This is a genomic window from Actinoplanes cyaneus (genome assembly GCF_016862095.1).
Classification (GTDB): domain Bacteria; phylum Actinomycetota; class Actinomycetes; order Mycobacteriales; family Micromonosporaceae; genus Actinoplanes; species Actinoplanes cyaneus.
Genome location: NZ_BOMH01000058.1, coordinates 18,730 through 43,638 on the forward strand (window position 1 = coordinate 18,730; position 24,909 = coordinate 43,638).

The window sequence follows — 24,909 nt, forward strand, 5'->3', positions numbered from 1 at the left end:
CCACGTCCGTCGGGCACCTTCCTGCCACGGTGACAAAAAGCAATTGTGGTTGCCCTGAGCCCAGCCATCGCTCGGTGACCACGGCGGACCCGGCGGCATCCCACCTTATCGAGTGCCACCTTGACCACCACCACACACCAGCCCACTAGAACAATGAACAACCCAGCTCGCCCACGGTCGGACTCAAGTGGCGGAATCGCAGGTGACGGCGCCCCGGCCACCCGCACCGGTGATGCTTCATCGAGAGCTCGCTCTGCCGCTGGGACAGCAACCGGAACCGGCGCGCTCGGGACAGGATCCGCTGGCCGCGGCTGCGCGGGGACCACTGGCGTCGCCTGTCGCCGCTGATCATCATCCCCGGCGGTGACGGCCGCCCATGCCGCCGGAGCACCCCATCCCGCCCGCACCAGCTTCCGGGCATGGCGCTGCCGTAAACCCCAGGCGCGGTGCCGTTCATGGTCGCGCCGAAACTCCTCAGCCTCGGCCGAGTAATTGCGCGCCAAGGTTCGATCCCGCATTCCCGCGAGTTCGGCTCGGCTGAACAACGACATCTGCGCCACCATTACATTGTCCCAGCCCCGGAAACGCTGGTGTAAGCGCCGAAACGTGCCAAAAACCAGCTCCTGCGGACGGCATCGAAACGGAAATGAGCACCGAACCGCGACGATGGCTGAGCTGCCGTCATCTGCCACCGAATGGAGGAAGGCGCGGCGTGCCGACCGGAACCGCTGTTGCCTCCGGCAGGCCGGTGCGGGCTTTCTTCTGATCTTGTGGGGTGACCGTGCCCCGCCACGGACGTCGCCCTGGAGGGGTTCGCGTTCTGGGCGCGCCAGCGCCCTGCGAGCCCCGGAAGGGTCCCCGCGGGAGCAGCCCAGAGTGACCACAGCGGAGAGGGGACATGAAGATCTTGATCTACGTTTGTCCGTTCCCGATCCCCGGCCGCCCTCGTTGAGCCGGGCATGTCTCGCAAGCTTGTCATCGCCGTCGCCGCGTTCGCCGTCTGCCTCACCGGGTGTTCCAGCGGTTCCCCGTCGACGATCGCCCCGGCCGCGCAGAACTCCGCCGCGGTGCAGTCGCAGCCTGACCTGCGGGCCAGCGTGGAGGCGCAGCTCGGGTTCCCGCCGAAGCCGGACACGACGACCACCAAGGCCTACCTCGCCGATCTGAAGAGCATCGATCCGGCGCTGGTCTCCTCGCAGGACCCGGAGGTGCTGGTCAACCGCGGCCGGGACCAGTGCCGCGACCTCAAGGCGCGCCCGGAGAAGGAGTGGGTGACCGTCGCCAGCCAGCGGTTCAGCACCCAACAGGCCGCGGCTACGAAGATCATCAAGGTGGTACGGGCGCGGCTCTGCCCGCAGTTCTGACCATCGAGGTGGCCGCGATTCCCGGTTGACGCGTCGCCCTGGCATGGACGAACCTCAATCATGACTTCGTCAAGGGTGACGATGGAGCACATCGCGCGCATCGCCGGTGTCTCCGTGCCGACCGTGTCCCGGGTGCTCAACGGGCGTGACGGCGTCTCGTCGCTGACCCGGGAGCGGGTCGAGGACCTGCTGCGCGAGCACGGATATCGCGCGCGGCACCCGGCCCGGTCCGGTGAGATCGCGCTGATCGACGTGATCTTCCCGGAGATCGACTGCGCGTGGGAGTCCGAGCACATCCGGGGCATCGAGGCGGTGGCGAGCGCGGCCGGCGTCGCGATGGTGGTCTCCTCGCTCACCGGCGGCCCGGTCGCGACCGGCCAACTGCTCCGGCGGCTGCGGCTGGGCCGCACCGACGGGGTGATCCTGGCAGGCGGCAGCTCGGCCGGCACCATGCGTGCCGCGCTGAGCAGCCTCAACGTCCCGGTGGTCGCGCTCGACCCGGCGTCCCGGCTCGTCGGCGAGGTGCCGACGGTCGGCGCGGCGAACTTCGCCGGGGCGTACAACGCCACTCGCCACCTGATGGATCTCGGTCACCGGCGGATCGCGATGATCGCCGGGCACCCGGAGATCAGGTGCAGCCAGGCGCGTCTCGACGGCTATCGGGCCGCGCTCGGCCGGGAGGGTGTCGTCGAGCCCGGAGAGTTCTCCTTCGAGTCCGGGCTCACCGCCGCACGCCGGCTGCTGGCTGCCGCCGAGCCGCCGACCGCGATCTTCGCGGCCAACGACTTCATGGCGCTCGGTGTCTACGAGGCGGCCCGCCGGCTCGGAATCTCCATCCCGGCGCGGCTCAGCGTCGTCGGGTTCGACGATCTGCCCGGGGCGCGGTGGGCGTCGCCGCCGCTGACCACGATCCGGCAGCCGCTGCGCGACATGGGCCGCACGGCCGCCGGGACACTGCTCTCGCTGGCCCGCGGCGAGTCGATCGACCCCCACGTGCGGATGACGACGAGCCTGATCGTGCGGGAGAGCACGTCACAGCAGGGCGGCGTCCAGCTCGGCGGCGAGCGCTTCGGGTAACCCGGCGTAGTCACGCCCGAGCCTCCACGCCGCTGCCAGCGCGGCGGTCACCGACTCCGGGTCGGCGGTCGCCGTGGCCCGGTGCAGGGCGGCGACGACGTGCTGCGGCAGGTCTGTCTCGGCAGCCCGGGACGGGGTGAGCCAGTGCTCGGTGTGACCCTCGGCGAGCCGGGCCAGCCACAGCAAGTGCCGCTGGACGTGCGCCAGGGCGTCGATCGCGCGCAGCAACTCGCCACGCTGGGTGACACGGTGCGTGAGGACGAGCCAGTTCGCGAAGCGGCCGCCTAGGTCGGGCCGGTCCTCCACCGGCACCGGCCTTCCGACGGCGGCACGCAGCGCACCCGTGCGATCGACGATGATCTCCACGTCCCGCATCGGCCACGTCGACACGACAGAGACGTCCTGATGGAAGTGGAACTCGCCCCGGATCAGGCCCGGGAAGAACGCCACGTGCGCACCGAACTCGTTGACGGCCACGTGCCGGATCGGGCCGATCCGGCGCAACCATTCACCCGCGTCGACCTCGACGTCACTGAACAGCCAGAACTCGATGTCACTGTGCTCGTCCGCCTCGCCGGTGACGAACGAGCCGTACATCAGCGCCGCCGTGAGCCGGTCGTCGGCCCGGCACAGGTCCCGGACCCGGTCGATCAACCGGTGCTGGATCACTCCGGCATCAGGATGTCGTCGACCTTGACCTTGCAGGTGTTGACGTGCACGCCGTACTTCTCGACCGCCTCGATCACCCGCGACCGCACCTCGCCGGTGACCTCGGACACCACCTCGCCCGCCCGCAGGCACAGGACCACGGTGAGGTCCACATAGGTGCCGTCGACCTTGGCCGACACGCCGCGCGTCGCGTCACCGACCTTGTCCAGGCCGACCTTGTCCAGCACCGTGTTGAAGAACCGTGCCACGTCCCCGCCCAGCTCGGCCACCCCGGGCACCGACCGGGCCGCGGCGGCGGCAAGTTTCTCCACCACCTCGCGCTCGAAAACGGTGTCCCCGCGATAGGCGGCCGCCTCGATCACCTCGGCCCCGCCGTGCTGCGGCGGCACCGGCTGCGCGTGGGCCACCAGGGGAAGGCGTAGCTCCTGCGTACGGTCCGCGTGAAACTCGGACTCGTCGTTCATCTTGGCCGATCCCTCCGTGGATTTTCGCGCCGAGCCTACAAGAGATCGTTCGCGGACAAGATCTTGTGGCACCCCAGGACGATCACATTCAAGATCTTCATGTCCCATGTCCGCTGTGGTCCGGATCGTCGCTCCCGCGGGGACCCTTGCGGGCTTCGCAGGGCGCTGACGCGCCCAGAACGCGAAACCCTCCAGGGCGATCTCCGTGGCTGGTCCCGCTCAAAGCAGCAAACCCGCCCACGACTCCCGCCCGCGGCAGACCCCCGCCCATCGAAGTCCGGGCAGAGCCCGCCCGTGAAAGTCCGAGGCAGAGCCCGCCCGTGGAGGTCCGAGGCAGAGCCCGCCGTGAAGTCCGGGACAGAGCCCCGCCTGTGGAGGTCCGCGGCAGAGCTCCGCCCGTGGAAGTCCGGGGGCAGAGCCCCGCCCGTGGAAGCCCGCGACCGATGCGGTGGTCCCGGCCGCAGCGCGCTCACCCTCCCGGCTGGTTCTCATGGGCGTTATTCGGGACGAATAACGCCCATGAGAACCAGCCGGCAACCGCGACCCGCGCCGCGGCCTTGACCCGATGCCGTGCTCGCGGACGCCCGCCGCCAGGTGCTCCCGAGCCCGGGCAGCGCCGTGGTCCCAGGCCCGGGGTGACGCCGTGGTGCCCGGCCCGGGACAGCGCCGTGCTCGCGGACGTCCGGCCGTCAGGTTGTCCCAGGCCCGGGGTAACGCCGTGGTCCCGGGTCCGGGGCAGCGCCGTGCTCGCGACGTCCGGCCGTCAGGTGGTCCCGGGCGCCTGGGCAGTGCCGTGGTCCTGGGCTCGGGTAGCGCCGTGGTCCTGGGGCCGGGGCAGTGCGGGGTCCGGCTGGTTCTCATGGGCGTAATGAGGCACGAATTGCGCCCATGAGAACCAGCCGGGAGGGCGAGACGCGCTGCGGGCTTGGGCCGGCGCGGAGCTTGCGGGCGGGACGACACGGGGCCGGGCCCACGGCGTACGGGAAGAGAAGTCAGCGGACCGTGAGGGCGGGGCCGGAGTTGTGCAACAGCGGAGGCATCGCGGCGGCCGGCAGCGGCCGGGAGAAGAGGTATCCCTGACCGGTGTCGCAGCCCAGGTGACGCAGCCGATCGGCCTGCGGTCGCGTCTCGACGGCCTCGGCGGTGACCGTCACGCCCAGCACATGCGCGAGCTGGATGATCGTCTCGACGATCTGCTCGTCGACGGTGGCCACCGACGCCGGGTCGCGCAGGCCGTCGACGAACGGGCCGGCCAGTTTGAGGATGTGGATCGGGAGCCGGCGCAGGTAGGCGAGGTTGGAGTAGCCGGTGCCGAAGTCGTCGATGGCGATCCGGATGCCGCTGGCGGCGAGCACGTCGAGGGCGGCGAGCGGCGCCCCGTCGGCGTCCATGATCGCGCTCTCGGTCAGCTCGAGGACGAGCAGGCGCGGGTCGAGCCCGGTGTCCGCGAGGATCTTGGCGACCTCGGCGGGGAAGGCGGGCTCGCGGGCCTGCGCGACGGTCACGTTCACGCTGACGAAGACTGGATTGTCGGGGAACCGGCGGGCCCACTCCGCGCCCTGCGCACACGCGCGCTGCAGCACGTGCCGGCCGAGCGCGACGATCACCCCGGTCTCCTCGGCGAGCGGGATGAACGAGTCCGGCGAGAGCAGGCCCCGCGCGGGATGCCGCCACCGGACCAGCGCCTCGACGCCGCGTAACCGTTCGTCGGCGAGGGACACCAGCGGCTGGTAGACGACGGTGAACTCGTCGCGGTCCAGGGCGTCGGGCATGTCGGCGGCGAGGGCGTAACGGGCGGCCTGCCGGGCGTTGCGGTCCGCGTCGTACATCACGTAGCGGGCGCGGCCCTCGGACTTGGCGGTGTAGAGGGTGAGGTCCGCCGCTTTCATCAGCTCGGCGGGCGTGGTCCCGGCGACGTCGCTGTCGACCACGCCGATGCTGGCCGAGACGCGCAGGCGGTGGCGGCCGATCTCGTACGGCCGGGTCAGTGCCGTGAAAGCACGTTCGGCGAGCGCCCGCATCTCCTCGGGCCCGGACGGGTCGCGGACGGCGAGCACGAACTCGTCGCCGCTCATCCGTCCCGCGATCCGGCACGGCTCGTCCGCACAGTCGGTGAGCCGTTCCGCGACGGCGACGAGCAGCGCGTCGCCGACCTGGTGGCCGAGCGTGTCGTTGACCCGTTTGAAGCCGTCCAGGTCCAGGTAGCAGAGCCCGACCCGCCCGGCCCGCTCGAAGATCGTGTCGAGGTGCGCGGCGATCATCGTCCGGTTCGGCAGGCCGGTCAGCGGGTCGTGGGTCGCCTGATGCTGCAGGCTGTCCTTGAGCCGGCGCCGGTCGGTGATGTCCTGCAGCATCACCATGGTCAGCTCGGGGATGCCGTGCTCGTCGCGGATCAGCGACGACGTCATGTCGGTCCAGACGGCGCTGCCGTCGGCGCGGAAGTACGCCTTCTCCAGCCGCACGTGGTCGCGTTCCCCGCGGACCATCTCCTCGTAGAGCCGCCACATGCCGGGCGGGTCGCTCGGGTGGCTCAGCTGCGGGACGGTCATCGCGCACAACTCGTCGTGCGAGAAGCCGAGCAGGTCGGCGAAGGCCTGGTTCACCCGCACGATCCGGCCGTCCATGCGGCTGACGCCGATGGCGACCGCGGCGTTGTCGAAGATCGCCCGCAGGCGGGACTCGCTGTCGCGCAGTGCTCGCTCGACACCCGCGTGCGCGTCGAGCACGGCCCGGGAGAGCTGCTCCTGCTCGGCCATCGTGGTCTCGCGCAGGGCTTGGGCGAAGCCGGCGGCGACCGCGGCCTGGATCGGCAGGGGGTCGTCGAGGTGGCTGCCGATCAGGGTGATCGTCTCGGCCAGCACGGACGGGTCGGTGAGGTGCGCGGCGACGAGGGCCGCGCCGACCTCCCGGCCCGCGTACGGAAGTCGTCCGGCCAGCTGCTCCAGCAGCGCCTCGAGGTCGGCGCCGTCGAGCGGGACGAACCCCCCGTACGCGATCCGCTGCGACCAGAGGCGGGCGAAATCGGTCACGGTTTACGGCCGATGCCGGCGTACGCCCCCACTCGCTCGGGGTGCTCGTCGACGGGGTCGCTCGGGTCCGGCCGCCACTGCGGGATGAAGACCAGACCCGGCTCGACCAGGTCGAAGCCGCGGAAGTACGCGGTGATCTCCGCCGCCGAGCGCAGCACGATCTCGGTGCCGGTGCGCCCGGACAGGCGCTGCGCCTCGATCACCTCCGGCGGCTGACCGTCAGCGGTGGCGTGCGAGATCAGCAGGTGGCTGCCCGGCGCCACGGCCGCGCCGAGCGCCGCGACCAGGGACTGCGGGCCGTCGCTGTCCGGCACGAAGTGCAGCACCCCGGCGAGCAGCACGGCGACCGGCTGGGTCAGGTCCAGGCCCAGCTTCTCGGCCTCGGCCAGCACCCGGTCCACGTCGCGCATGTCGGCCAGGATCACCCCGGTCCCGTCGACGCCGGCCAGGATCGCGCGGCTGTGCTCGACGGCGACCGGGTCGATGTCGACGTAGACGACCCGGGCGCCGGGCGCGGCCTCGAGCGCGATCTCGTGCACGTTCCCGGCGGTGGGGATGCCGGAGCCGATGTCGAGGAACTGGCGGACGCCCTGCGCGGCCAGGTACCGCACGGCGCGGCGCAGGAAGACCCGGTTGGAGCGCATCGTCTCGCCGATGTTCGGGGTCATCGCCGCGATCTGCTCGGCGAGCGCCCGGTCGACAGCGAAGTTGTGCGCCCCGCCGAGGAAGTAGTCATACACCCGGGCGGAGCTCGGGACGGTCACGTCGATCCCCGCCGGCACCCAGTCGTTCGACTCCGTCACCGTGATCCCCCAACGATCCTCTTCGGACAGCCTGCCAAGAACCACAAATGTCTATCGTTCATGGCTCCGGAAGGCAACCATCTCTTCGGCCCCCCGGGACGGTGCCCGGCGCTGACGGGCCAACAGACCGGAGACGGCGTCGGCGGTCATCGGCTCGCCCAGGTAGTAGCCCTGGCCGCGGGTGTAGCCGAGCTCCAGCAACGCCGCCACCTGCTCCGGACTCTCGATCCCCTCGGCCACCGTGTCCAGGCGCAGCGCGTTCGCGAGCTGGATCACCGCCCGGGCCACCGCCTGCCGGGCGTCGGTGGCGGCGGGCCGGCCGTCGTCGACCTCGATGCCGTCGACGAACGACTTGTCCAGCTTGACGATCGACGCGGGAAAGGCGCGCAGCAGGCTCAGCGACGACTCCCCGGTGCCGAAGTCGTCCAGGGCGAGCCGGATGCCCATCCGGTCCAGCTCGTGCAGGGCCAGCGCGACCTGCCGGCCGCGCAGCACCGCGGACTCGGTCACCTCGAGGACCAGCCGCTCGCAGGGCAGGCCGCTGTCGGCGAGGGCCTGGGCGACGTCGGACACGAAGTCGGGGTCGTGCAGTTGCCGGGCGGAGACGTTCAGCCCGGTCTCGGCCAGCCCGTCCGGCCCGAACTCGGCCAGCCACGCCGCCGCCTGCCGGCACGTCTCGCGCAGCACGAACCGGCCCAGCGGCACGATCAGGCCGGTGCGCTCGGCGACCGGGATGAACTCGGCCGGGCTGACCACGCCGCGCTCCGGATGATGCCACCGGACGAGGGCTTCCACACCGATCACCAGATTGCAGTCCAGCCGGACGATCGGCTGGTAGACGACCCGGAACTCGTCATGGTCCAGGGCCCGCCGCAGCTCGGCGCCGAGCTGCATGTGCGCCAGGACGGGCTCGCCCATGCCGTCGGCGTACCGCACGGACCGCGCCTTGCCGCCCTGCTTGGCCAGGTCCAGTGCGACGTCGGCGTCGCGCAGCACGGAGTCGGGGGTGGCGCCCGGCGCGGCGTCGGCGATCCCGATGCTGGCCTGCACCAGGAGCCGATGCGCACTGATCGGGTACGACCAGGCGGCCAGCAGCCGCCCGGCGAGCTCCTCCGGGTCGGGGCCGGTCAGCAGCACCGCGAACTCGTCGCCGCCCACCCGCACGGCCAGGCCCGCGTCGCCGGTCTCGGCCCCCAGCAGCCGGGCGACCGCGACCAGCAGGTCGTCGCCGACCCCGTGGCCGAGCAGGTCGTTGACGGTCTTGAAGTCGTCCAGGTCGATCAGCAGCACGGACACCGGCCCGTCGCCGGTCAGTGCGGCCGCGAGCCGGTCCCGGAACAGCGCCCGGTTGGCCAGCCCGGTCAGGCCGTCGTGGCTGACCTCGTGCTGCAGTTGCCGCTCCTGGATCTGCGCGGTCCGCAGCAGCCGGGCGTTCTCCCGGTACGCCAGGTACTGCCGGACCATGACCAGCGCCGTGACCACCACCGCGGCGATCAGGACCACCCGCACCGGCCAGCGCAGCGGCGCACCGGACGCGACCCCGAGCAGCGGCACGTCGACCAGGATCATCGCCAGGTACGGCAGGACGGCGCCGGCCCGGGCCGGGTCGCGGCGCGACCCGTGATCGGCGCGGAGCTGCGCGGCGACGCCGAGAGTGATCAGCAGCGGCGCCAGCGGCAGCACCGACGTCTGCGCCGGAATGCTGCCGGCCAGGCCGAACTGCACCGCGAGGACGGCGGAGACCGCGGCCGGCAGACCCCCGGCCGCCGCGACGAACCGCATCGCCACCCGATCGACCGGGCCACCGGCGATGTACGACACCTTGGTGGCCGCACCGACCGCGACGAGCAGGCCGAGCCCGACCAGCATCATGGCCTGCCGGCTCCACGGCTCGCGGGCGGACAGCATCGGGGCGAGCCCGGCGTACCAGAGGACGGCCGCGCAGCCGAGGAACACGATCGTCCGGTCCAGCGCCAGGCGCCACCGCTCGACCCCGCCGGAGGCGACGACCGGCACCCGGGCCAGCGCCCAGATCGCGATCAGGAAACCGGTGGCGGCGAGCGCCGCGGCGCCCGGTGGCATGCTGCGGGTCGCGGCCTGGCCGGCGTGGGCGAGCATGTCGGCGGCCATCCAGGCGTAGCCGAGCGCGATGACGGTGACCGCGATCAGGATGCCGCGCCAGAACCGGGCCGCGACCGGGTCGAGGCCGGGGCTGCGGCGCACCAGGTGAGCGACGGCGGCGGTGGAGAAGATGCCGCCGAGCGGGGCGAAGACATACGCAACCGCTTCGACGCCGAGGCCGGACCCGAGGTGCAGGACGCACCAGACGCTGCCCAGGACGACGACCGCGGCGGCGGCCCGGACGTAACGCCGGGCGGAGTCGATGGTGGGGCGAGCCGTCACGCGCCGACCCTAGCCTGTCCGATGTGGAGGTCATCTCCTCCGAACGTTCGACGTTCCCCGATGTCCGACCGGGGTCCCGGCCGGTCGGCTGAGCACTCCGGCGGCAATCGGCATGTCGGCCGTCAGGCCACGCAGGGCGACGCGAACGCGGAAGAACTGACCTGCAAGATACGGAATCCAGAGCCCGGAGATGCGGAAGAGGAAGCCGGCGGCGGGGGTGTCCGAGCAGGCTGCGGAGACGGGTGCGGTCAGTGGTCGTACTCGAAGATCTTGGCGGCCAGGTCGGTCATGACCTCGGTGGCGCCGGCGCCGATCGGCAGGATCCGGACGTCGCGGTAGTGGCGTTCCACCTCGGTGTCACGCAGGTAACCCGCGCCGCCGTGCAACTGGACCGCCTCGTCGACGACGTGCCGGGCGGCGTCGACAGCGGCGTTCTTGGCCAGGCACACCTCGCCGGCCACCCACTCGCCCGCGGCGTGCCGGGCCGCGACCCGCCGGGTGTACGTGCGGGCCAGCTCGATCCGCTGCCGCATCCCGACCAGCTTGTGCCGCACCACCTGGCGGCTGATCAGCGGGCGGCCGAAGGTCTGCCGCTCCCGTGCGTACGACAGCGACAGATCGAGACAGCGCTGCGCGACCGAGTACGCGTGCACCGCCGCGATGATCCGCTCCGGCACGAAGACCTGGGCGATCAGCGGGAACCCGCCGTTCTCCGCGCCGATCAGGTTCGCGGCGGGGACGCGGCAGCCGGCGAAGGACAGTTCCGCAGTGTCCGAGCAGAGCCAGCCCATCTTGTCGAGCTTGCGGGAGACGGTGAACCCGGGAGTCCCGCGCTCGATCACGATCAGGCTGATCCCGGCCGCGCCGGGCCCGCCGGTCCGCACGGCGGTGGTCACGAAGTCGGCGCGGGTGCCCGAGGTGATGAACATCTTCGCGCCGTCGACCACGTACTCGTCGCCGTCGCGGACCGCTGTGGTGCGCAGCGCCCCGACGTCGGAGCCGGCGTCCGGCTCGGTCACGCCGAGCGAGCAGATCTTCGCGCCGGTGAGCGCCGGGCGGACGAACCGATCGATCAGGCCCGGGTCGCCGGTGGCGATCATGTGGGGGAGTGCGATGCCGTGCGTGAACAGCGCCGCGTGCGCGCCGGACGAGCCACCGGCCTCGATGAACGCCTCGGTCGCCACGACCAGGTCCACGGTGTCGCCGCCGTCGCCGCCGGCCTCCTCGGGGAACCCGATGCCGTAGAGCCCGGCCTTCGCGGCGCTGACGTGCAGCTCCCGCGGGATCTCCCCGGCCCGCTCCCAGTCGGCGAGACGCTCAACGACCTCCCGGCGTACGAAGGAGGCCACCGCCTCCCGCAGCGTCACCCGCTCCGGGGTCTCGAACGGATCGTCATACATCTCGTGGTCCCTTCGCCCGCTCGACGAGGGTGTGCGCAGGGATGGTCCCGCCGCGCGCCCTTACCGTACGGTCCGGCGGTTGCTGAAGTCCACGGTGGATTCCTCCTGACCGTTTTCGGCCTTGTCGTGATGCAGGTCACTGGCTTACCGTCACGCCAGACTGTGGGGAGGTGCCGATGCGCTTCGGCCGCCGAGCGAGACCCGGGAGCCCGCCCGCCCCGGTGGAGCCGCCGCGCCGGCTGAAGCGCCAGTGGACGTTGTCCGCGCCGATCCCGGCACCCGCCGCGCGGGTCTTCGGCTTCCTGGCGAACGCGTCCACGATGGCGCAGTGGCTGGTCATGCACGCCGGCTGGCCCGCGGAGCCGCCCGGCACGCTGGTGACCGGGGCGCGGTTCCGGCAACGGGTCACGCTGATGGGCACCCCCGTCGAGGTCCGCTGGACGGTCACCGGCGTCACCCCGGACCGGGCGATCCAGCTCGACGGCACCGGCCCGATGGGCATCGAGGTCGGCCTCTACCTCTCGCTCGTGGCCGAGGGGGACACCACCACGGTCCACCTCGGCGGCGGCGTGCAGGGCGGTCCGACGGACGGGCCGGTCGGCTCGATGGTCGCCCGCAGCCTCACCGACGCGTTGCGCAACTCCCTGCGGCGCCTCGCCCGGGCCGACCTGACCGCCCCGCCCGCAGCCCCGCCGCGACGGGAGAGATCCGGGACCATCATCCATGCGCGTACGGGCCTGGAGGTCGATCCCTGGACTCCGGTGATCGTGGGAGCGGGCCAGGTCACCGAGCGATCCACCGACCCGGAGAACGGTGACCCGGTCTCGCTGGCGGTCCGGGCGCTGCGCCGAGCCGCCGACGACGACGCCACCGTGGACCTCACCGGGAAAGCGGACACCATCGGCTGGGTGGCCAGCGTCTCCTGGCAGTACCCCGACGCCGGAGCCCTGATCGCCCAGCGGCTCGGCGCCGCTCCCGCACAGACCGTGCAGACCGGGCTCTTCGGCGGCGACGGTCCCCTGCGGCTGCTCAACGACCTGGCCGCCGCGATCACCCGGGGCGAGACGAGCATCGCCCTGATCGCCGGGGCCGAAGCCGCCGCCACCGAACGCGCCGGCACGCGGCTCGACTGGCCCCGGCAGCCCGACGGCACCGCCCCGGCCCGGATCCTCGGGGCCGGCCGGGAGCCGAACAACGACGCCGAGACCGCCGCCGGCCTGACGTCACCGCTGCACCTGTACGCCCTGATCGAAGCGGCCCTCCGTCGTAAACGGGGCCGCACCCCCGAGGAGCATCAGGCCGCGATCACGTCGTTGTGGTCCCGGTTCTCGCGGGTCGCCGCGACCAACCCGTACGCCTGGCTGCCGCAGGCCCGCACCGCCGCCGAGCTCGCCACCCCGGGCGACGGCAACCGCCCGGTCTGCGCCCCCTACACCAAGCTGCTCACCGCGAACCTGCAGGTCAACCAGGCCGCCGGCCTGATCCTGTGCAGCGCGCAGGCGGCACACGAGGCCGGCGTCCCGCAGGACCGGTGGATCTTCGTGCACGCCGGGGCGCACGCCGAGGACGAGTGGTTCGTCACCGAGCGCGCCGATCTCGCCTCGTCACCGGCGATCCACGCGGTCGGCCGTGCCGTCCTGGGTCACGCCGGGCGCACCATCGACGAGATCGGACACCTCGACCTGTACGCCTGTTTCCCCTCCGCCGTGCAGATCGCGGCCGAGGAGCTGGGCGTGCCGCTCGACCGGCAGCTCACCGTCACCGGTGGCCTGACCTTCGCCGGCGGGCCGGGCAACAACTACGCGAGTCACGCGGTGGCGACCCTCGTACCCCGGCTGCGGTCCGATCCCGAGGGGTTCGGGCTGGCGACCGCGGTCGGCTGGTACCTCACCAAGCACGCCGCCACGGTGCTGTCCGCACGACCGCCGGGCGCCGGGTTCCGGGACATCGACGCGGGCCTGCGCCTGCCCCGGCCGGCGCGACGGGTGGTCACCGGGCCGGCGGAGCGCGGGGTGCTGGAGGCGTACACGGTCACCTACCGCCGCGACGGAACACCGGACACCGGCATCGTCACCGAGATCCTGGGCGACGGCACGCGGGTGGTGCGCACCGTCGCGCCCGCGACGCTGGCCGGCGACCCGTTCGGCGGCACGCCGCTGCCGCCGCCGGGGGAGCCGCCCGTCCTGGTCGAGTGGCACGGCTCGGTCACCGTCATCAGGCTCAACCGGCCGGCGGCCCGCAACGCCGTCGACCCGGTCACCGCCCGCCTGCTGAAACGCGCGATCGACGCCTTCGAGGCCGACCCCGAGGCCCGGGTGGCGGTGCTCACCGGCAACGGCCCGGTCGTCTGCTCCGGCACGGACCTGCCGGCCGCCGCCCGCGGCGAGGACCCGCCGGCCGAGGACCGCACCGCGCGACCACCGGCGAAACCGCTGATCGCCGCCGTCGAGGGCGCCGCGCTCGGCGCCGGGTGCGAGCTGGCGCTGGCCGCGGACCTGATCGTCGCCGCCGACGACAGCCTGTTCGGCCTCCCCGAGGTCCGGCACGGCCCGGTCGCCGCCGACGGGGTGCTCCGGCTGGCCCGCGGCCTGCCCCGGGCCATCGCGCTGGAACTCGTGCTGACCGGCGAGCCGATGCCCGCGCGGCGACTCCACGACCTGGGACTGATCAACCGGGTGACCGGGCCCGGGAAGGCGTACGCGCAAGCAATGGATCTCGCGGTTCTGATCGCCTCCCACCCGGCGGCCGCCGTGCTGCACGCCAAACGCATCGTCGACCGGCACCACGGCCGGACCGGCGACGACGCGAACCTCGACCTGCGAAAGGCCCCCTCGTGAGCGCTCGGGAGAACCTGCACGCGGTGCTGCGGATGCACCAGATCGGCATCGTCAACCTGCTGCGCCCGGATCACCTGGTCCGCGCCGCGGTCCGCAACGCGAAGCTGGGCCCGCAGGCAGCCCTGATCATGAAGGCGGCCGCCGAGAACCCGCACGCGCCGGCCCTGACCGACGAGCGCGGCACCCTCACCTACCGGCAGCTCGATGAGCTGTCCAACGCGCTCGCCCGCGCCCTGCGGGAGCTCAACCTCGGCGAGCGGGCGGTGATCGGCGTCCTCGCCCGCGACCACCGCGGCCTGGTGCTCACGATCGGCGCCGCCGCCCGCGCGAACCTGCGCCTCGCGCTGATGAACACCGGGCTCGCCCCGCAGCAGCTCGCCGAGGTCGTGGGCCGGGAGAACGTCCGCGCGGTGCTCTACGACAGCGAGTTCGCGGACCTGGTCGACGCGCTCCCGGACGCCGTGCCGCGCTATCTGACCTGGGCCGACGAGGGCGCCGCCGACCGGACCATCGACATGCTGATCGCCGGCCGGCCGGTCACCCCGCTGCCGATGCCGGACCGCCCGCCCGGCTTCATCATCCTGACCAGCGGCACCACCGGGCTGCCCAAGGGCGCTCCGCGCACCAAGGTGTCGCCGCTGGCCAGCGCCCTGATCGCGGACCGCATCCCGTTCCCGCGGCAGGGCGCGATCGTGATCGCCTCCCCGCTGTTCCACAGCACCGGCTTCGGCGCGTGGACGGTCGGGCTCTCGCTCGCCGACCACGCGATCCTGCTGCGCCGCTTCGACCCCGAGCGCATCCTGCGGGCCATCGCCGAGCACAAGGCGCAGATGCTGGTCGCCGTCCCGACGATGCTCACCCGGATCCTGTCCCTGGGACCCGAGATCATCGCCAGGTACGACGTGTCGGCGCTGCGCACGGTCTTCGTCGCCGGATCGCCGCTCACGCCGGATCTCACCAACCGCTTCCAGGACACGTTCGGCGAGGTGATCTACAACGTGTACGGCTCCACGGAAGTGGCCGTCGCCTCGGTCGCCCAGCCGGCCGAGTCCCGCCGCGCGCCCGGCACGGTCGGGCGGCCGCCGGTCACCGTGCACGTCGCGATCTACGACGACCACGGCCTGCGGGTGACCCGCCCGCACGAGACCGGGCGGGTGTTCGTGCGCACCGGAATCCCGTTCGAGGGGTACACCGACGGCCGGCACAAGCAGGTCATCGACGGCTTCATGTCCACCGGCGACCGCGGGCACCTCGACGACGCCGGCCTGCTCTACATCGACGGCCGCGACGACGACATGATCATCTCCGGTGGCGAGAACGTGTACCCGCTGGAGGTCGAGAACCTGCTCGCCGAGCGCGACGACGTGATCGAGGCCGCCGTGATCGGGGTCGACGACCCGGAGTTCGGCACCCGGCTGCGCGCCTTCATCGTCGCCGCCGAGGGCGCGGCCCGCGACCCGCAGGAGATCCGCGACTACGTGCGAGCGCTGCTCGCGCGCTACAAGGTGCCGCGCGACGTGGTCTTCATCGACGAGCTGCCCCGCAACCCGACCGGCAAGATCGTGCGTCGCGAGCTGCCCACCGGCCCGCTGGACTGACAGCCCTCGCGGCCTGCGCGGATCCGGCATCCGCGACGGTCGGACCGCCGTAGGCTCGGCCCTGTGTCCGGAGCTTCTGCGGGTGACCGAGTCCGTCTCGCCGTGGTGGTCGGGGCGCTGGGTGTCGTGTTCGGCGACATCGGCACCAGCCCGATCTACACCCTGCAGACCGTGTTCGACCCGGACGATCCGCATCCCGTCCCGGTCAGCACGGAGAACGTCTACGGCGTCGTCTCCCTGATCTTCTGGTCCGTGACGATCATCGTGACGGTCTCCTACGTGCTGCTCGCGACCCGCGTCGACAACGACGGCGAGGGCGGCATCATGGCACTGATCACGCTGCTGCGCCGATCCGCCGCCCAGCGGGGCCGCCGCACCACGATGGCGCTGGCCGTGCTCGGGATCTTCGGCGCCGCCCTGTTCTTCGGCGACAGCATGATCACCCCGGCGATCTCGGTGCTCTCCGCGGTCGAGGGGCTGAAGGTCGTCGAGCCGTCGCTGGGCGACTTCGTCATCCCGGTCACCGCCGTGATCATCCTGATGTTGTTCCTGGTGCAGAAACACGGGACGGCGGCGGTCGGGCGGATCTTCGGCCCCATCATGATCACCTGGTTCACGACGATCGGCGTGCTCGGCATCGGCGGCATCGCCCGGCACCCCGGCATCCTGCGGGCGCTCTCACCGACGTACGCGCTGGGATTCTTGATCGGGCATTTCGGCATCGCCTTCTTCGCGCTGGCCGCGATCGTGCTCGCCGTCACCGGCGCCGAGGCGCTGTACGCCGACATGGGGCATTTCGGTCGCCGGGCCATCGTCCGCGGCTGGCTGTTCCTGACCCTGCCCGCCTGCGTGCTCAGCTACCTCGGGCAGGGCGCGCTGATCCTCGACGACCACGCCAACCTCAGCGGCCCGTTCTTCCTGCTCGCGCCGGAGTGGGCCCGGTTGCCGCTGGTCCTGCTGGCGACCGCGGCCACGGTCATCGCGTCCCAGGCGGTGATCACCGGGGCGTACTCGGTCACCTCGCAGGCCGCCCAGCTCGGCTACCTGCCCCGGCTGCGGATCGCGCACACCTCGGACTCGTCGATCGGGCAGATCTACGTTCCGTGGATCAACTGGCTGCTGCTGTTCTCGGTGCTCACCCTGGTCTTCGCGTTCCGGTCGTCGGCCGCGCTGGCGTACGCCTACGGCATGGCCGCGACCGGCACGATCAGCATCACCACACTGCTGTTCTTCCGGGTCGCCCGGGACACCTGGCGCACCCCGTCCTGGCTGCTCGCCGCCGGAGCCGCCGCCCTGCTCCTGGTCGACCTGCTGTTCGTCGGGGCCAACCTGACCAAACTCGTGCACGGCGCCTGGCTGCCGCTGCTGATCGCGCTCACCGCGTTCACCATCATGACGACCTGGCAGCGCGGCCGGTCGGTGATCACCGCCGAGCGCAGCCGGCAGGAGGGCTCACTGCGCGACTTCGTCGCCGGCTTGCGCGACCACCCCGACCGGACGGCCCTGGTCCCGGGAACCTCGGTCTTCCTCAACCGGGGCAGCGAGAGCGCGCCGCTGGCGCTGCGGGCCAATGTCGAACACAACCACGTGCGGCACGAACACGTCCTGATCTGCGCCATCAAGGTCGAGACGGTGCCGCGGATCCCATCCGACGAGAGCCGCACGGTCGTCGACGGCCTCGGCTTCGCCGACGACGGCATCATCCACGTGACAGTGCGGTTCGGCTACGCCGAGACGCCCGACCTGCTGCCTGCCCTGCGCACCCTCGACGACGAGAGCACCGAGGGCCGGCTGCAGATCGATCAGGCGTCGTTCTTCCTCTCCAAGATCGAGCTGCGCCGCGGGGACGCGCCGACGATGGCGACCTGGCGCAAACGGCTGTTCATCGCCACGTCCTACCTGACCGCCGACGCCGCCGAACACTTCCGCCTGCCCCGCGACCGCACCGTCATCATGGGCTCACACATCGAGGTGTGAGCCCTCCGGGCCGTCGCTGCCCGCCGGGTAGTTCACGATCGGCACCTCGCCGGAGCGCCAGGCCTTCGTGACCGGCTCGACGATCCGCCAGCACTGCTCGGCCACGTCGCCGCGCACGGACAGCAGCGGATCGTCGTCGAACACGCCGCGCAGGACCTCGCCGTACGGCGGAAGATCCCCCGGCCCGAAGTCGGCCTTCAAGGTGATCGGGTCAAGCTCGAACGGGTCGCCCGGCCCGTTGATGGTGAAGTCCAGCGCCAGACAGTCCGGCCCGAAGCCGATCCGCAGCCGGTTCGGCCCGTCCGGCCCGTGCAGCCCGTCCGGAAGCCGCTGCGGCTCCTTGAACGTGATCACCGCCTCCTTGCGGCTGTTCGCGACCGCCTTGCCCGAGCGCAGCCGGAACGGCACCCCCGCCCAGCGCCAGGTGTCGACGGCGAGGACCAGCTCGGCGAGCGTCTCGGTCTCCCGCGACGGGTCGACACCCTCCTCGGCGACGTAGTCCGGCAGCTGCCGGTCACCGAGCTTGCCCGCGGTGTACCGCGCCCGCAGACTCGACTCCTTCGGATCGCCGCCCCACAGCCGGGTCGCGCGCAGCGCCTCGGCCTTGGCGTCCCGGAACACCCCCGGGTCCAGCGACTCCGGCGCCTCCATCGTGAGCAGCGCGAGGATCTGCAGCAGGTGGCTCTGGATCATGTCGGCGAGCGCGCCCGCCTTGTCGTAGTACCCGGCCCGCCCCTCCAGCGCCAGATTCTCGTCGAACACGATGTCGACGCTCTCGACGTGCTCCGAGCCGAGCAGCGGTTCGAAGATCCGATTGGCGAACCGGAGTCCGAGAATGTTCAGCACCGTGGACTTGCCGAGGAAGTGGTCGATCCGGTGGATCTTCTCCTCCGGGACGATGCGCGTGAGCAGCCGGTTCAGTGCCGCGGCGGAGCTCGCGCTCGTCCCGAACGGCTTCTCCAGCACCAGCCGCGTGCCCTCCGGGAGCTCCACGTCGAGCAGCGCCTCACACGCCTTGGCGGTCACCGCCGGCGGCAGCGCGAAGAAGATCGACACCGTACCGTCCACGTCGCTCAGCAGGCGCCGCAGATCTTCGGCCTTCGTCACGTCCGCACTGTGGTAGCGCGTCGACCCCAGCGTCCGCGCCGCCGGCTCCGCCTCACGATGATCCCCGAACGCGTCGCTCACCCGCCCCCGCCAGTGCGCCTCGTCCCAGTCGTCGGACCCGGCGCCCAGCAGCGTCAGCGGCGGCGCGTCCCCCGCCGCGAGCAGCGCCCCCAGCCCGGGCAGCAGCAGTCGCGCCGTCAGATCCCCGGAGGCGCCCAGGATCAGCAGCGTTTGCGCGGAGCCGTCATTCGTCATGGGTCCCGGTTGCCCCATCAGCCCCAACGTCAAAACCATGCTCCGGTACGAGTGAGCCACGTCGCCCTAGAGCAGGGTCCCCGTCCCCTCGACACGGCCGCGACCTGATCCCGGCGCGAGGCCGCTGAGCGACCATCCGGCGTTGGCTCGCAAGCCCACCCCGGCCCGATCCCCGGCCGCGCCCCCGGCTGGTCCCGCAAGCCGGCCCGGCTCCGCCGCGGCCCGGCTCCGCCGCGCCGCGGCTGGCCGCGCGAGCTGGTCCCGGCTCGGGCTCCGGCCGCGCGAGCTGGTCCCGGCTGGTTCTCATGGGCGTTATGAGGCACGAATAACGCCCATGAGAACCAGCCCGAACCGGGAGCGCGGCCGGAGCCCGGTGTGGGGAACCCGGTCGCGGACTACGCCGGAGGGGCGTGCCGCCGCCCGGGGACGGGCCACGGCGTGACCATCCGGGCAGGCCGGACAGTCCAGTCGACCCCGACCTGCCCGCTCGTGGACAGCCCCGCGCGGGGTGCGTACGTCAGCGGGGGTCCGCGCGGGGTGCGCACGCCGCCGGGAGGCCCGGCACGGCGGGGGTGCTTGTCATCGGAAGGCGTCGGCGTGGTCGGTGACGAAGTCGCGGACGGAGCGCGCCGGCCGGCCGAGGATCGACGGCACGTCGTCGGTGACCCAGTCGGAGTCGCCCTCGGCGAACAGGCTGACGGCCTGCGCGTTCATCGCCGCGATGTGGTCCGGCACGCCGACGTCGACCATGTCTTGCTTCTGCTGCTCGAAGGTGAGCGGGTGATAGGTGACCGGTCTGCCGATCACACGCGAGATCTCCGCCGCCGCCTCCCCGTAGGTGACCGCCGCCGGTCCGCTCGGCCAGTACGTCCGGCCGGCGTGCGCCCCGGGTGCGACGGCGATCTCCGCGGCCACCGCGGCGACGTCGCGACTGTCGACCATCCCGATGCGCCCGTCGCCGGCGGCGGAGCCGAAACTGCTCGTCCTCGCGACGGAGGGGGCCAGCATCAGCAGGTTCTGTGAGTACGCGTTGTTTCTCAGCAACGTGTACCCGAGTCCGGAAGCGATCAGCGCGTCCTCGATCCGCGTCTGGTCCCGGCGCCGCGGGATGGGGGAGTCCGCCGACGCCTTGCTGGTGATCTTCACGACGTGGGAGACCGCGTGGCGGGCGGCGCTGTCGATGACGCCGATCTCGTGCCCGGGAACGGCGGGGCTGACCAGGATCACCGTGGAGACGCCCCGCATCGCGGCGTCGATAGTGTCCGGAGCGGTCAGATCGCCGGCGGCGACGTCGACCCCGGCCTCGGCCAGCGCCGCTGCCTTCGCGGGGTCACGGACGAGGAGGCGCACGGGCTGTCCGCGCCGCGCCAGTAGTCGCGCCGCCTCCGCGCCCACCTTGCCGGCTGTCGTGACGAGGATCATGCGAGCCCCGCCAGGGCCTGCTCCGCCTCGGCGCCGGTGCGCAGCAGGACCTCGCGGCTGGTCGCGGCCGGTGTGTCCGAGAGCGCGACGGCGACCGCCCCGACCTGGTCGGCGCTGACCCATTCCGGTTCGCCCGGCACCAGGCGCGTGCGGACCGGGCCGAGCACGAGGGCGTGCACCCGCCGGTCACCGCCCGACTCGGCGGCCAGAACCCGCTGCATCATCAGGATCGCGGCCTGCTCCATGCTGACCAGGCCGCTGCCCGGGATCGGGTGGACCGCGGACTCACCGACGACGATCGCGTACGAGCCGCGGCCGGTGAGCCGCGGCATGACGGCGCGAGCCACCGCCATGTGGGTCGTGGCGAGCCCGGTGAAGGCGCCCGCCCAGTCGTCCTCGCCGATCTTCCACAGCTGCTTGCCGGCCCACCAGCCACCGATGGGCGCCACCACGTCGTCGATGCCGCCGAGCCGGTCCTGCATCGTGGCGGCGAGCGACTCCGCCCCGTCGAACGTCGAGTAGTCGTGCGCGAACAGGTGCAGCCGGTCGGTCGCCGCGTCACCGAGCACCCGCCGGAACTCGTCCGCCCGCTGTTCGCCGCGGGTCGGCACGACGACGTCGGCGCCGGCCGCGAGATAGGCCCGCACCACGCCTTCACCGACCGCGCCGCTGCCGCCGGGAACGAGGACCCGTCGTGTCGTTTGCTTCGTCATCATGATTCCTTGGTTGAACCAACGTTGGCTCGACCAACGTAACACGATTCGTTGGCTTGACCAACGTCTCGGTATGATGACCACATGACCGACCCCGGCGCGCCCGTCCGCCTGCGCAAACTGGCCAGCTGGCAGACAGGGCGGGTCTCGACCCTCGGGGCGCGCCTCACCGCGGCCCGGATGCCGCTCGAGTCCCGCTCCGACTTCGCTGTCCTCGCCGCCCTGGAGGAGTACGGCGAGCTGAGCCAGGCCGAGATCGGCCGGCGGCTGGGGCTGGACCGCAACAACGTCAACGGCATCGTCACCCGGCTCGACGACCACGGGCACATCGAGCGGCGCACCGACCCGGCCGACCGCCGGCGCAACATCGTGGCCGCTACCGAGGCCGGGCTGCGTCACCTCCGTGAGCTCGACGCGCTCGCCCAGCAGGTCCAGGACGAGCTGCTCGCCGCCCTGGACGCGGACGAGCGGGAGCAGCTGCGACTGCTGCTCGAGAAGACCCTCACCGGCCACCCGGCCCAGCCCGCCTGACCTGCTCACGCCGGATGGCCGCGCTGCGGCCCGGTGCCGCCGACCGGCTCGCGGATTACGGACGGGAGCCGTGACCTGCGGTTGGGGGCGCCGTTGATTCCGTACCAGCCGGATTTAAGGTTGTTTAAGGGTTTGACCGTGGCCGATCGATTGACCCGGCGGCCGGACGCCTGATGTATTGGCAACCAACTTGCCAATTCCCCCATGGGCAAGGCCATCCCTCACCCCTGTCGAGGTCTTCCATGCGTAAGCGCACCCTGCTCACGATCGCCCTCAGCGCCGTCGTCGTCGGCGGGCTCGGCATCGCCGGCATCACCAACGCGTCGGCCGCGGCCACGCTCGACCCGGCGCTGCCGCCGGGCGGCAACTTCGACCTGTCGGTGTGGCAGCTGCAGCTGCCGACCGGGTCGCCGGGCAAGCCGGACACCATCCAGCCCGCGCAGCTCAAGGGCGCGAACGGGTACAGCAACCCGACCTACTTCTGGACCGACAAGAACGACGGCTCGATGACGTTCTGGGCGCCGGAGAAGGGCGTCACCACGCCGAACAGCAACTATGCCCGCTCCGAGCTGCGCGAGATGAATGCCAACGGCAGCGCCGCGGACTGGTCGCTCGCCGGCAACCACACGCTCAGCGCGCAGCTGCGCATCCCGTCGGTGACCAAGAACGTCGCCGTTGGTCAGGTGCACCTGGGTTCCGGCGGGTCGTCGACCAAGCCGCTGTTGGAGCTCTACTACCGGCCGAACGGCGACATCTACCTCGGCACGGAGAACTCGCCGGCCGGCGGGCAGACCCTGCACAAGGTCGGGAACGTGGCGCTGGGTGTGAAGTGGACCTACGTCATCAACGTCACCGGCAACACGATCAACCTGACGATCAACGGGACGCGGACCAGTTACGCGATCCCGTCGTCGTTCAACCCGTACAAGCAGTACTTCAAGGCCGGCTCGTACAACCAGTCCTCGTCGGACAGCACCAGCAACGGCGCGAAGGTCAAGTTCTACAGCCTGACCGTCAAGCACTCCTGACGATCGTGGGCCCGCTCGGTCAGGGAGACCTGCCGGCGCGGGCCCACCCGCTCCCGTCCTGCTCGATCTTGCGCCGAACCTGGGCAACCGGCTGAGCCGGAGCCCGGTGCGTGAGAACGTCAGGAGGGAGTAGGAGGAGACGATGATCACCGTTGCCGCCGGAAGCACGCTCACGCTGCGCTGCCAGGGGATCGAGGCGATCCCGCTGGTGTGCCTCGCCGACGTGAAAGCGCCGTTCATCGCGGACCTGCCACCCCTGCCGGTGCTCAGTCTCGACGAGCCGGGCGTCCGGCGGTACGGCATCCTGGAGCTCACCAGCAGCGCCGGCGTCGCCTGGGTCGAGGCGGAGCTGCGCGGCGGCCTGATGACGGTGCTCGGCGACAGCCCGACCGGGATCGTCCAGCGGCGCAACTCGCCCCGGCGCCCCGGCGTCTACCCGGCGAAGGGCACCGCGCAGGTCGACACCGGTGCGGAACAGCGCCTGGTCGCGATCGCCGGGCACGTGCAGGACGTCTCCACCAGCGGGCTGCTGCTGCAGGCCACCGCGGACGACGACCGGCCGCACCTGCCCAGCGCGATCCTGCGCACGCTGCTCCACGTGACCATGCCGTGGGGCGAGATGACCGCTGCCGTCACGACCGTCGACCAGCGCTCCGACCAACTGCGCGGCACGTTCGAGTGGATCGACGCGGGCGACGCGAAGGCGCTTTCCGACTTCGTGTTGTCACGGTGACACGTCGGCTTCCTATCATCATGGTGTGGTTCCCGACGACTCTGCCGAACACCGGCGGCTGGATGACCTCCGGCAGCAGCTGGACCGCCGGGAGGCCGCTCTCCATCAGCGCGAGGAGACCGTCGCGGAACGGGAACGCCTGGTGCTGATCCGTGAGCATCTGCTGGACGAGCAGGTCATCGCCGCCGACGCGCGTGAGGTGCGGGCCAACGAGCGCGAGCACGCGCAGACCTCCCGCGAGCGTGACCTGAACCGTCGGGAGTCGGCCGGCCGGGTGCCGGAGGATCCGATCGGCGGCATGGAGGACGCGTTCGCCCGCGAGGTGGCCCGGCTGGACCGCAGCAACGCGTTCCTGGACCGGTCGCGGGCCGCCGTCGAGCGGGCCCAGGCCCGGCTGGACAGCCTGCGCCAGCATCGGGAGAACGGCGAAGCCTGAGCCGGGCCGTGCCGTGAGAACGGCGCGGGCATGAGTTTCCGCCGCGCCCGGCTGGGAAACTGGATCATCATGGCCGTTCTGCTGATCACCGGTGCCGGGGGCGCGGTCGGCGGCATGCTCCGCGACCGGCTCGGCCACCACGAGCTGCGACTGACCGATCTGCACCCGGCCGAGGGCATCGCCGCGCTGGACGTCACCGACGGCGACGCGGTCGAGAAGGCCTGCCAGGGCGTGGACGCGGTCGTGCACCTGGGCGGGTACGCCGACGAGGCGCCCTTCGACGACCTGCTCGAGGTGAACGTCCGCGGCACCGAGCGGGTGCTGGCCGCCGCGCAACGCGCCGGGGTGCCCCGGGTCGTGCTCGCCTCCAGCAACCACGCGGCCGGCCGTCATCCGCGGTGCGACGACCTGGCCGACGACGCGATGCCGTGGCCCGACTCGTACTACGGCTGGAGCAAGACCGCGATCGAGAGTCTCGGCCGGCTGTGCCACGACCGGTACGGCCTTCACGTGATCTGCCTGCGGATCGGCGCCTGCAAACCGGAGCCGGTCGAGTCGCGCGACCTGTCCGTCTGGCTCTCGCCGGACGACCTCGCCCGCCTGGTCGAGGCGTCCCTGACCGCGACCGGCTTCCACCTGGTCTGGGGCGTGTCGGCGAACACCCGCCGGTGGTGGTCGGCCGCGGGCGGTGCGGCGATCGGCTACCACCCGCGCGACGACGCCGAGCGCTGGGCCGCGACCGTCCGGGAGTCGGACGAGAGGACACAGCAGACCGTGGGAGGGAGAGCCTGATGACCTGGCTGGAGTTCGCGCTGTTGCACACCTCGGAGCCGACGACGGTCCGGGTCGCGGCCCGCCGCGGCAACCGCTTCGCGCAGCCGACCACGATCGGCCCGTGCGTCGTCAACCGCAAGGTCGTCTTCTGCCCGCCGGATACCGACGTCCCGCCGGGCTCCCTGGTCTACCTGCCGACGGGCCAGACCAGCCGGGTCCGCGCGGCCTGCCGCCTGGACGCGCACGGCTACCGCCTGCCGGGCCACCTCCAGCTCGACCTGGAATAGCG

The 24,909-nt window shown here is 72.0% G+C and carries 20 protein-coding genes; 11 read left to right on the forward strand and 9 right to left on the reverse strand.

Annotation, left to right across the window (positions count from 1 at the left end; translation table 11 throughout):
- The first annotated feature begins 959 nt into the window (after window positions 1-959).
- Together Acy02nite_RS34450 and Acy02nite_RS34455 are read left to right on the forward strand one after the other, a co-directional pair.
- Window positions 960-1,364: a hypothetical protein gene (locus Acy02nite_RS34450; RefSeq protein ID WP_203750691.1), complete on the forward strand. Its 405-nt coding sequence runs from the start codon at window positions 960-962 to the stop codon at window positions 1,362-1,364.
- 60 nt (window positions 1,365-1,424) lie between these two features.
- Window positions 1,425-2,441 (forward strand): LacI family DNA-binding transcriptional regulator, encoded by a 1,017-nt coding sequence (locus Acy02nite_RS34455; protein ID WP_203750694.1) that lies wholly within the window; start codon window positions 1,425-1,427, stop codon window positions 2,439-2,441.
- Here Acy02nite_RS34455 and Acy02nite_RS34460 read toward each other — a convergent pair.
- The 6 genes from Acy02nite_RS34460 to Acy02nite_RS34485 all read right to left on the reverse strand — a co-directional run bounded on the left by Acy02nite_RS34460 (window position 2,397) and on the right by Acy02nite_RS34485 (window position 11,209).
- Window positions 2,397-3,110 carry a nucleotidyltransferase family protein gene (locus Acy02nite_RS34460; protein WP_203750697.1) on the reverse strand — a complete coding sequence of 238 codons (714 nt, stop codon included), beginning with the start codon at window positions 3,108-3,110 and terminating at the stop codon, window positions 2,397-2,399. The two genes, Acy02nite_RS34455 and Acy02nite_RS34460, sit on opposite strands and share 45 nt — an antisense overlap.
- On the reverse strand, window positions 3,107-3,574 hold the full coding sequence (locus Acy02nite_RS34465; RefSeq protein WP_203750700.1) for an Asp23/Gls24 family envelope stress response protein: 468 nt from the start codon (window positions 3,572-3,574) through the stop codon (window positions 3,107-3,109). Before Acy02nite_RS34465 ends, Acy02nite_RS34460 begins: the two co-directional genes overlap by 4 nt.
- 992 nt (window positions 3,575-4,566) lie before the next feature.
- A complete protein-coding gene (locus Acy02nite_RS34470; protein WP_203750703.1) occupies window positions 4,567-6,603 on the reverse strand; it encodes a putative bifunctional diguanylate cyclase/phosphodiesterase in 2,037 nt (678 codons plus the stop codon).
- On the reverse strand, window positions 6,600-7,406 hold the full coding sequence (locus Acy02nite_RS34475; protein WP_203750706.1) for an SAM-dependent methyltransferase: 807 nt from the start codon (window positions 7,404-7,406) through the stop codon (window positions 6,600-6,602). Before Acy02nite_RS34475 ends, Acy02nite_RS34470 begins: the two co-directional genes overlap by 4 nt.
- Before the next feature lie 51 nt (window positions 7,407-7,457).
- Entirely contained in the window at window positions 7,458-9,809 is a 2,352-nt protein-coding gene (locus tag Acy02nite_RS34480; protein WP_239175461.1) for a putative bifunctional diguanylate cyclase/phosphodiesterase, read from the reverse strand.
- A 248-nt stretch (window positions 9,810-10,057) separates the two neighbouring features.
- Window positions 10,058-11,209, reverse strand: coding sequence for an acyl-CoA dehydrogenase family protein (locus tag Acy02nite_RS34485; protein WP_203750720.1), 1,152 nt, complete (start codon window positions 11,207-11,209; stop codon window positions 10,058-10,060).
- A 176-nt stretch (window positions 11,210-11,385) separates the two neighbouring features.
- Between Acy02nite_RS34485 and Acy02nite_RS34490 the strand changes: the two genes are divergently transcribed.
- The 3 genes from Acy02nite_RS34490 to Acy02nite_RS34500 all read left to right on the forward strand — a co-directional run bounded on the left by Acy02nite_RS34490 (window position 11,386) and on the right by Acy02nite_RS34500 (window position 17,621).
- Window positions 11,386-14,046: a type II toxin-antitoxin system Rv0910 family toxin gene (locus Acy02nite_RS34490; RefSeq protein ID WP_203750725.1), complete on the forward strand. Its 2,661-nt coding sequence runs from the start codon at window positions 11,386-11,388 to the stop codon at window positions 14,044-14,046.
- A complete protein-coding gene (locus Acy02nite_RS34495; RefSeq protein WP_203750728.1) occupies window positions 14,043-15,644 on the forward strand; it encodes an acyl-CoA synthetase in 1,602 nt (533 codons plus the stop codon). Before Acy02nite_RS34490 ends, Acy02nite_RS34495 begins: the two co-directional genes overlap by 4 nt.
- A gap of 63 nt (window positions 15,645-15,707) precedes the next feature.
- Window positions 15,708-17,621, forward strand: coding sequence for a potassium transporter Kup (locus tag Acy02nite_RS34500; protein ID WP_203750738.1), 1,914 nt, complete (start codon window positions 15,708-15,710; stop codon window positions 17,619-17,621).
- On the opposite strand, the gene Acy02nite_RS34505 is transcribed toward Acy02nite_RS34500, so the two are convergent.
- The 3 genes from Acy02nite_RS34505 to Acy02nite_RS34515 all read right to left on the reverse strand — a co-directional run bounded on the left by Acy02nite_RS34505 (window position 17,604) and on the right by Acy02nite_RS34515 (window position 21,118).
- Entirely contained in the window at window positions 17,604-19,022 is a 1,419-nt protein-coding gene (locus Acy02nite_RS34505) for a glucose-6-phosphate dehydrogenase (protein WP_425548267.1), read from the reverse strand. The two genes, Acy02nite_RS34500 and Acy02nite_RS34505, sit on opposite strands and share 18 nt — an antisense overlap.
- Window positions 19,023-19,562: 540 nt before the next feature.
- Complete coding sequence (locus Acy02nite_RS34510; RefSeq protein WP_203750769.1) at window positions 19,563-20,405, reverse strand: NmrA family NAD(P)-binding protein; 843 nt, start codon at window positions 20,403-20,405, stop codon at window positions 19,563-19,565.
- Window positions 20,402-21,118: an SDR family oxidoreductase gene (locus tag Acy02nite_RS34515; protein WP_203750784.1), complete on the reverse strand. Its 717-nt coding sequence runs from the start codon at window positions 21,116-21,118 to the stop codon at window positions 20,402-20,404. The genes Acy02nite_RS34510 and Acy02nite_RS34515 overlap by 4 nt, the downstream gene beginning before the upstream one ends.
- Before the next feature lie 84 nt (window positions 21,119-21,202).
- Here Acy02nite_RS34515 and Acy02nite_RS34520 point away from each other — a divergent pair, with 84 nt between their 5' ends.
- The 6 genes from Acy02nite_RS34520 (at window position 21,203) to Acy02nite_RS34545 (ending at window position 24,907) form a co-directional block, all read left to right on the forward strand.
- Complete coding sequence (locus tag Acy02nite_RS34520; RefSeq protein ID WP_203750787.1) at window positions 21,203-21,649, forward strand: MarR family winged helix-turn-helix transcriptional regulator; 447 nt, start codon at window positions 21,203-21,205, stop codon at window positions 21,647-21,649.
- Between the two features lie 242 nt (window positions 21,650-21,891).
- Window positions 21,892-22,677, forward strand: coding sequence for a polysaccharide lyase family 7 protein (locus Acy02nite_RS34525; protein ID WP_203750790.1), 786 nt, complete (start codon window positions 21,892-21,894; stop codon window positions 22,675-22,677).
- 142 nt (window positions 22,678-22,819) lie between these two features.
- Complete coding sequence (locus Acy02nite_RS34530) at window positions 22,820-23,410, forward strand: PilZ domain-containing protein (protein WP_203750793.1); 591 nt, start codon at window positions 22,820-22,822, stop codon at window positions 23,408-23,410.
- A gap of 25 nt (window positions 23,411-23,435) precedes the next feature.
- On the forward strand, window positions 23,436-23,846 hold the full coding sequence (locus Acy02nite_RS34535; RefSeq protein WP_203750796.1) for a hypothetical protein: 411 nt from the start codon (window positions 23,436-23,438) through the stop codon (window positions 23,844-23,846).
- 30 nt (window positions 23,847-23,876) lie between these two features.
- Window positions 23,877-24,638, forward strand: coding sequence for an NAD-dependent epimerase/dehydratase family protein (locus tag Acy02nite_RS34540; RefSeq protein ID WP_203750799.1), 762 nt, complete (start codon window positions 23,877-23,879; stop codon window positions 24,636-24,638).
- Window positions 24,638-24,907: a hypothetical protein gene (locus Acy02nite_RS34545; RefSeq protein WP_203750803.1), complete on the forward strand. Its 270-nt coding sequence runs from the start codon at window positions 24,638-24,640 to the stop codon at window positions 24,905-24,907. Before Acy02nite_RS34540 ends, Acy02nite_RS34545 begins: the two co-directional genes overlap by 1 nt.
- The last annotated feature ends 2 nt before the right edge of the window (window positions 24,908-24,909 follow it).

Excerpts from the sequence above, each read along its gene's own strand:
- Acy02nite_RS34505 (WP_425548267.1), bottom strand. The coding sequence starts at position 19,022 with ATGGTTTTGACGTTGGGGCTGATGGGGCAACCGGGACCCATGACGAAT.
- Acy02nite_RS34490 (WP_203750725.1), top strand. The coding sequence starts at position 11,386 with ATGCGCTTCGGCCGCCGAGCGAGACCCGGGAGCCCGCCCGCCCCGGTG.
- Acy02nite_RS34465 (WP_203750700.1), bottom strand. The coding sequence starts at position 3,574 with ATGAACGACGAGTCCGAGTTTCACGCGGACCGTACGCAGGAGCTACGC.
- Acy02nite_RS34520 (WP_203750787.1), top strand. The coding sequence starts at position 21,203 with ATGACCGACCCCGGCGCGCCCGTCCGCCTGCGCAAACTGGCCAGCTGG.
- Acy02nite_RS34545 (WP_203750803.1), top strand. The coding sequence starts at position 24,638 with ATGACCTGGCTGGAGTTCGCGCTGTTGCACACCTCGGAGCCGACGACG.
- Acy02nite_RS34455 (WP_203750694.1), top strand. The coding sequence starts at position 1,425 with ATGACTTCGTCAAGGGTGACGATGGAGCACATCGCGCGCATCGCCGGT.
- Acy02nite_RS34530 (WP_203750793.1), top strand. The coding sequence starts at position 22,820 with ATGATCACCGTTGCCGCCGGAAGCACGCTCACGCTGCGCTGCCAGGGG.
- Acy02nite_RS34525 (WP_203750790.1), top strand. The coding sequence starts at position 21,892 with ATGCGTAAGCGCACCCTGCTCACGATCGCCCTCAGCGCCGTCGTCGTC.
- Acy02nite_RS34540 (WP_203750799.1), top strand. The coding sequence starts at position 23,877 with ATGAGTTTCCGCCGCGCCCGGCTGGGAAACTGGATCATCATGGCCGTT.
- Acy02nite_RS34510 (WP_203750769.1), bottom strand. The coding sequence starts at position 20,405 with ATGATCCTCGTCACGACAGCCGGCAAGGTGGGCGCGGAGGCGGCGCGA.
- Acy02nite_RS34450 (WP_203750691.1), top strand. The coding sequence starts at position 960 with ATGTCTCGCAAGCTTGTCATCGCCGTCGCCGCGTTCGCCGTCTGCCTC.
- Acy02nite_RS34485 (WP_203750720.1), bottom strand. The coding sequence starts at position 11,209 with ATGTATGACGATCCGTTCGAGACCCCGGAGCGGGTGACGCTGCGGGAG.
- Acy02nite_RS34515 (WP_203750784.1), bottom strand. The coding sequence starts at position 21,118 with ATGACGAAGCAAACGACACGACGGGTCCTCGTTCCCGGCGGCAGCGGC.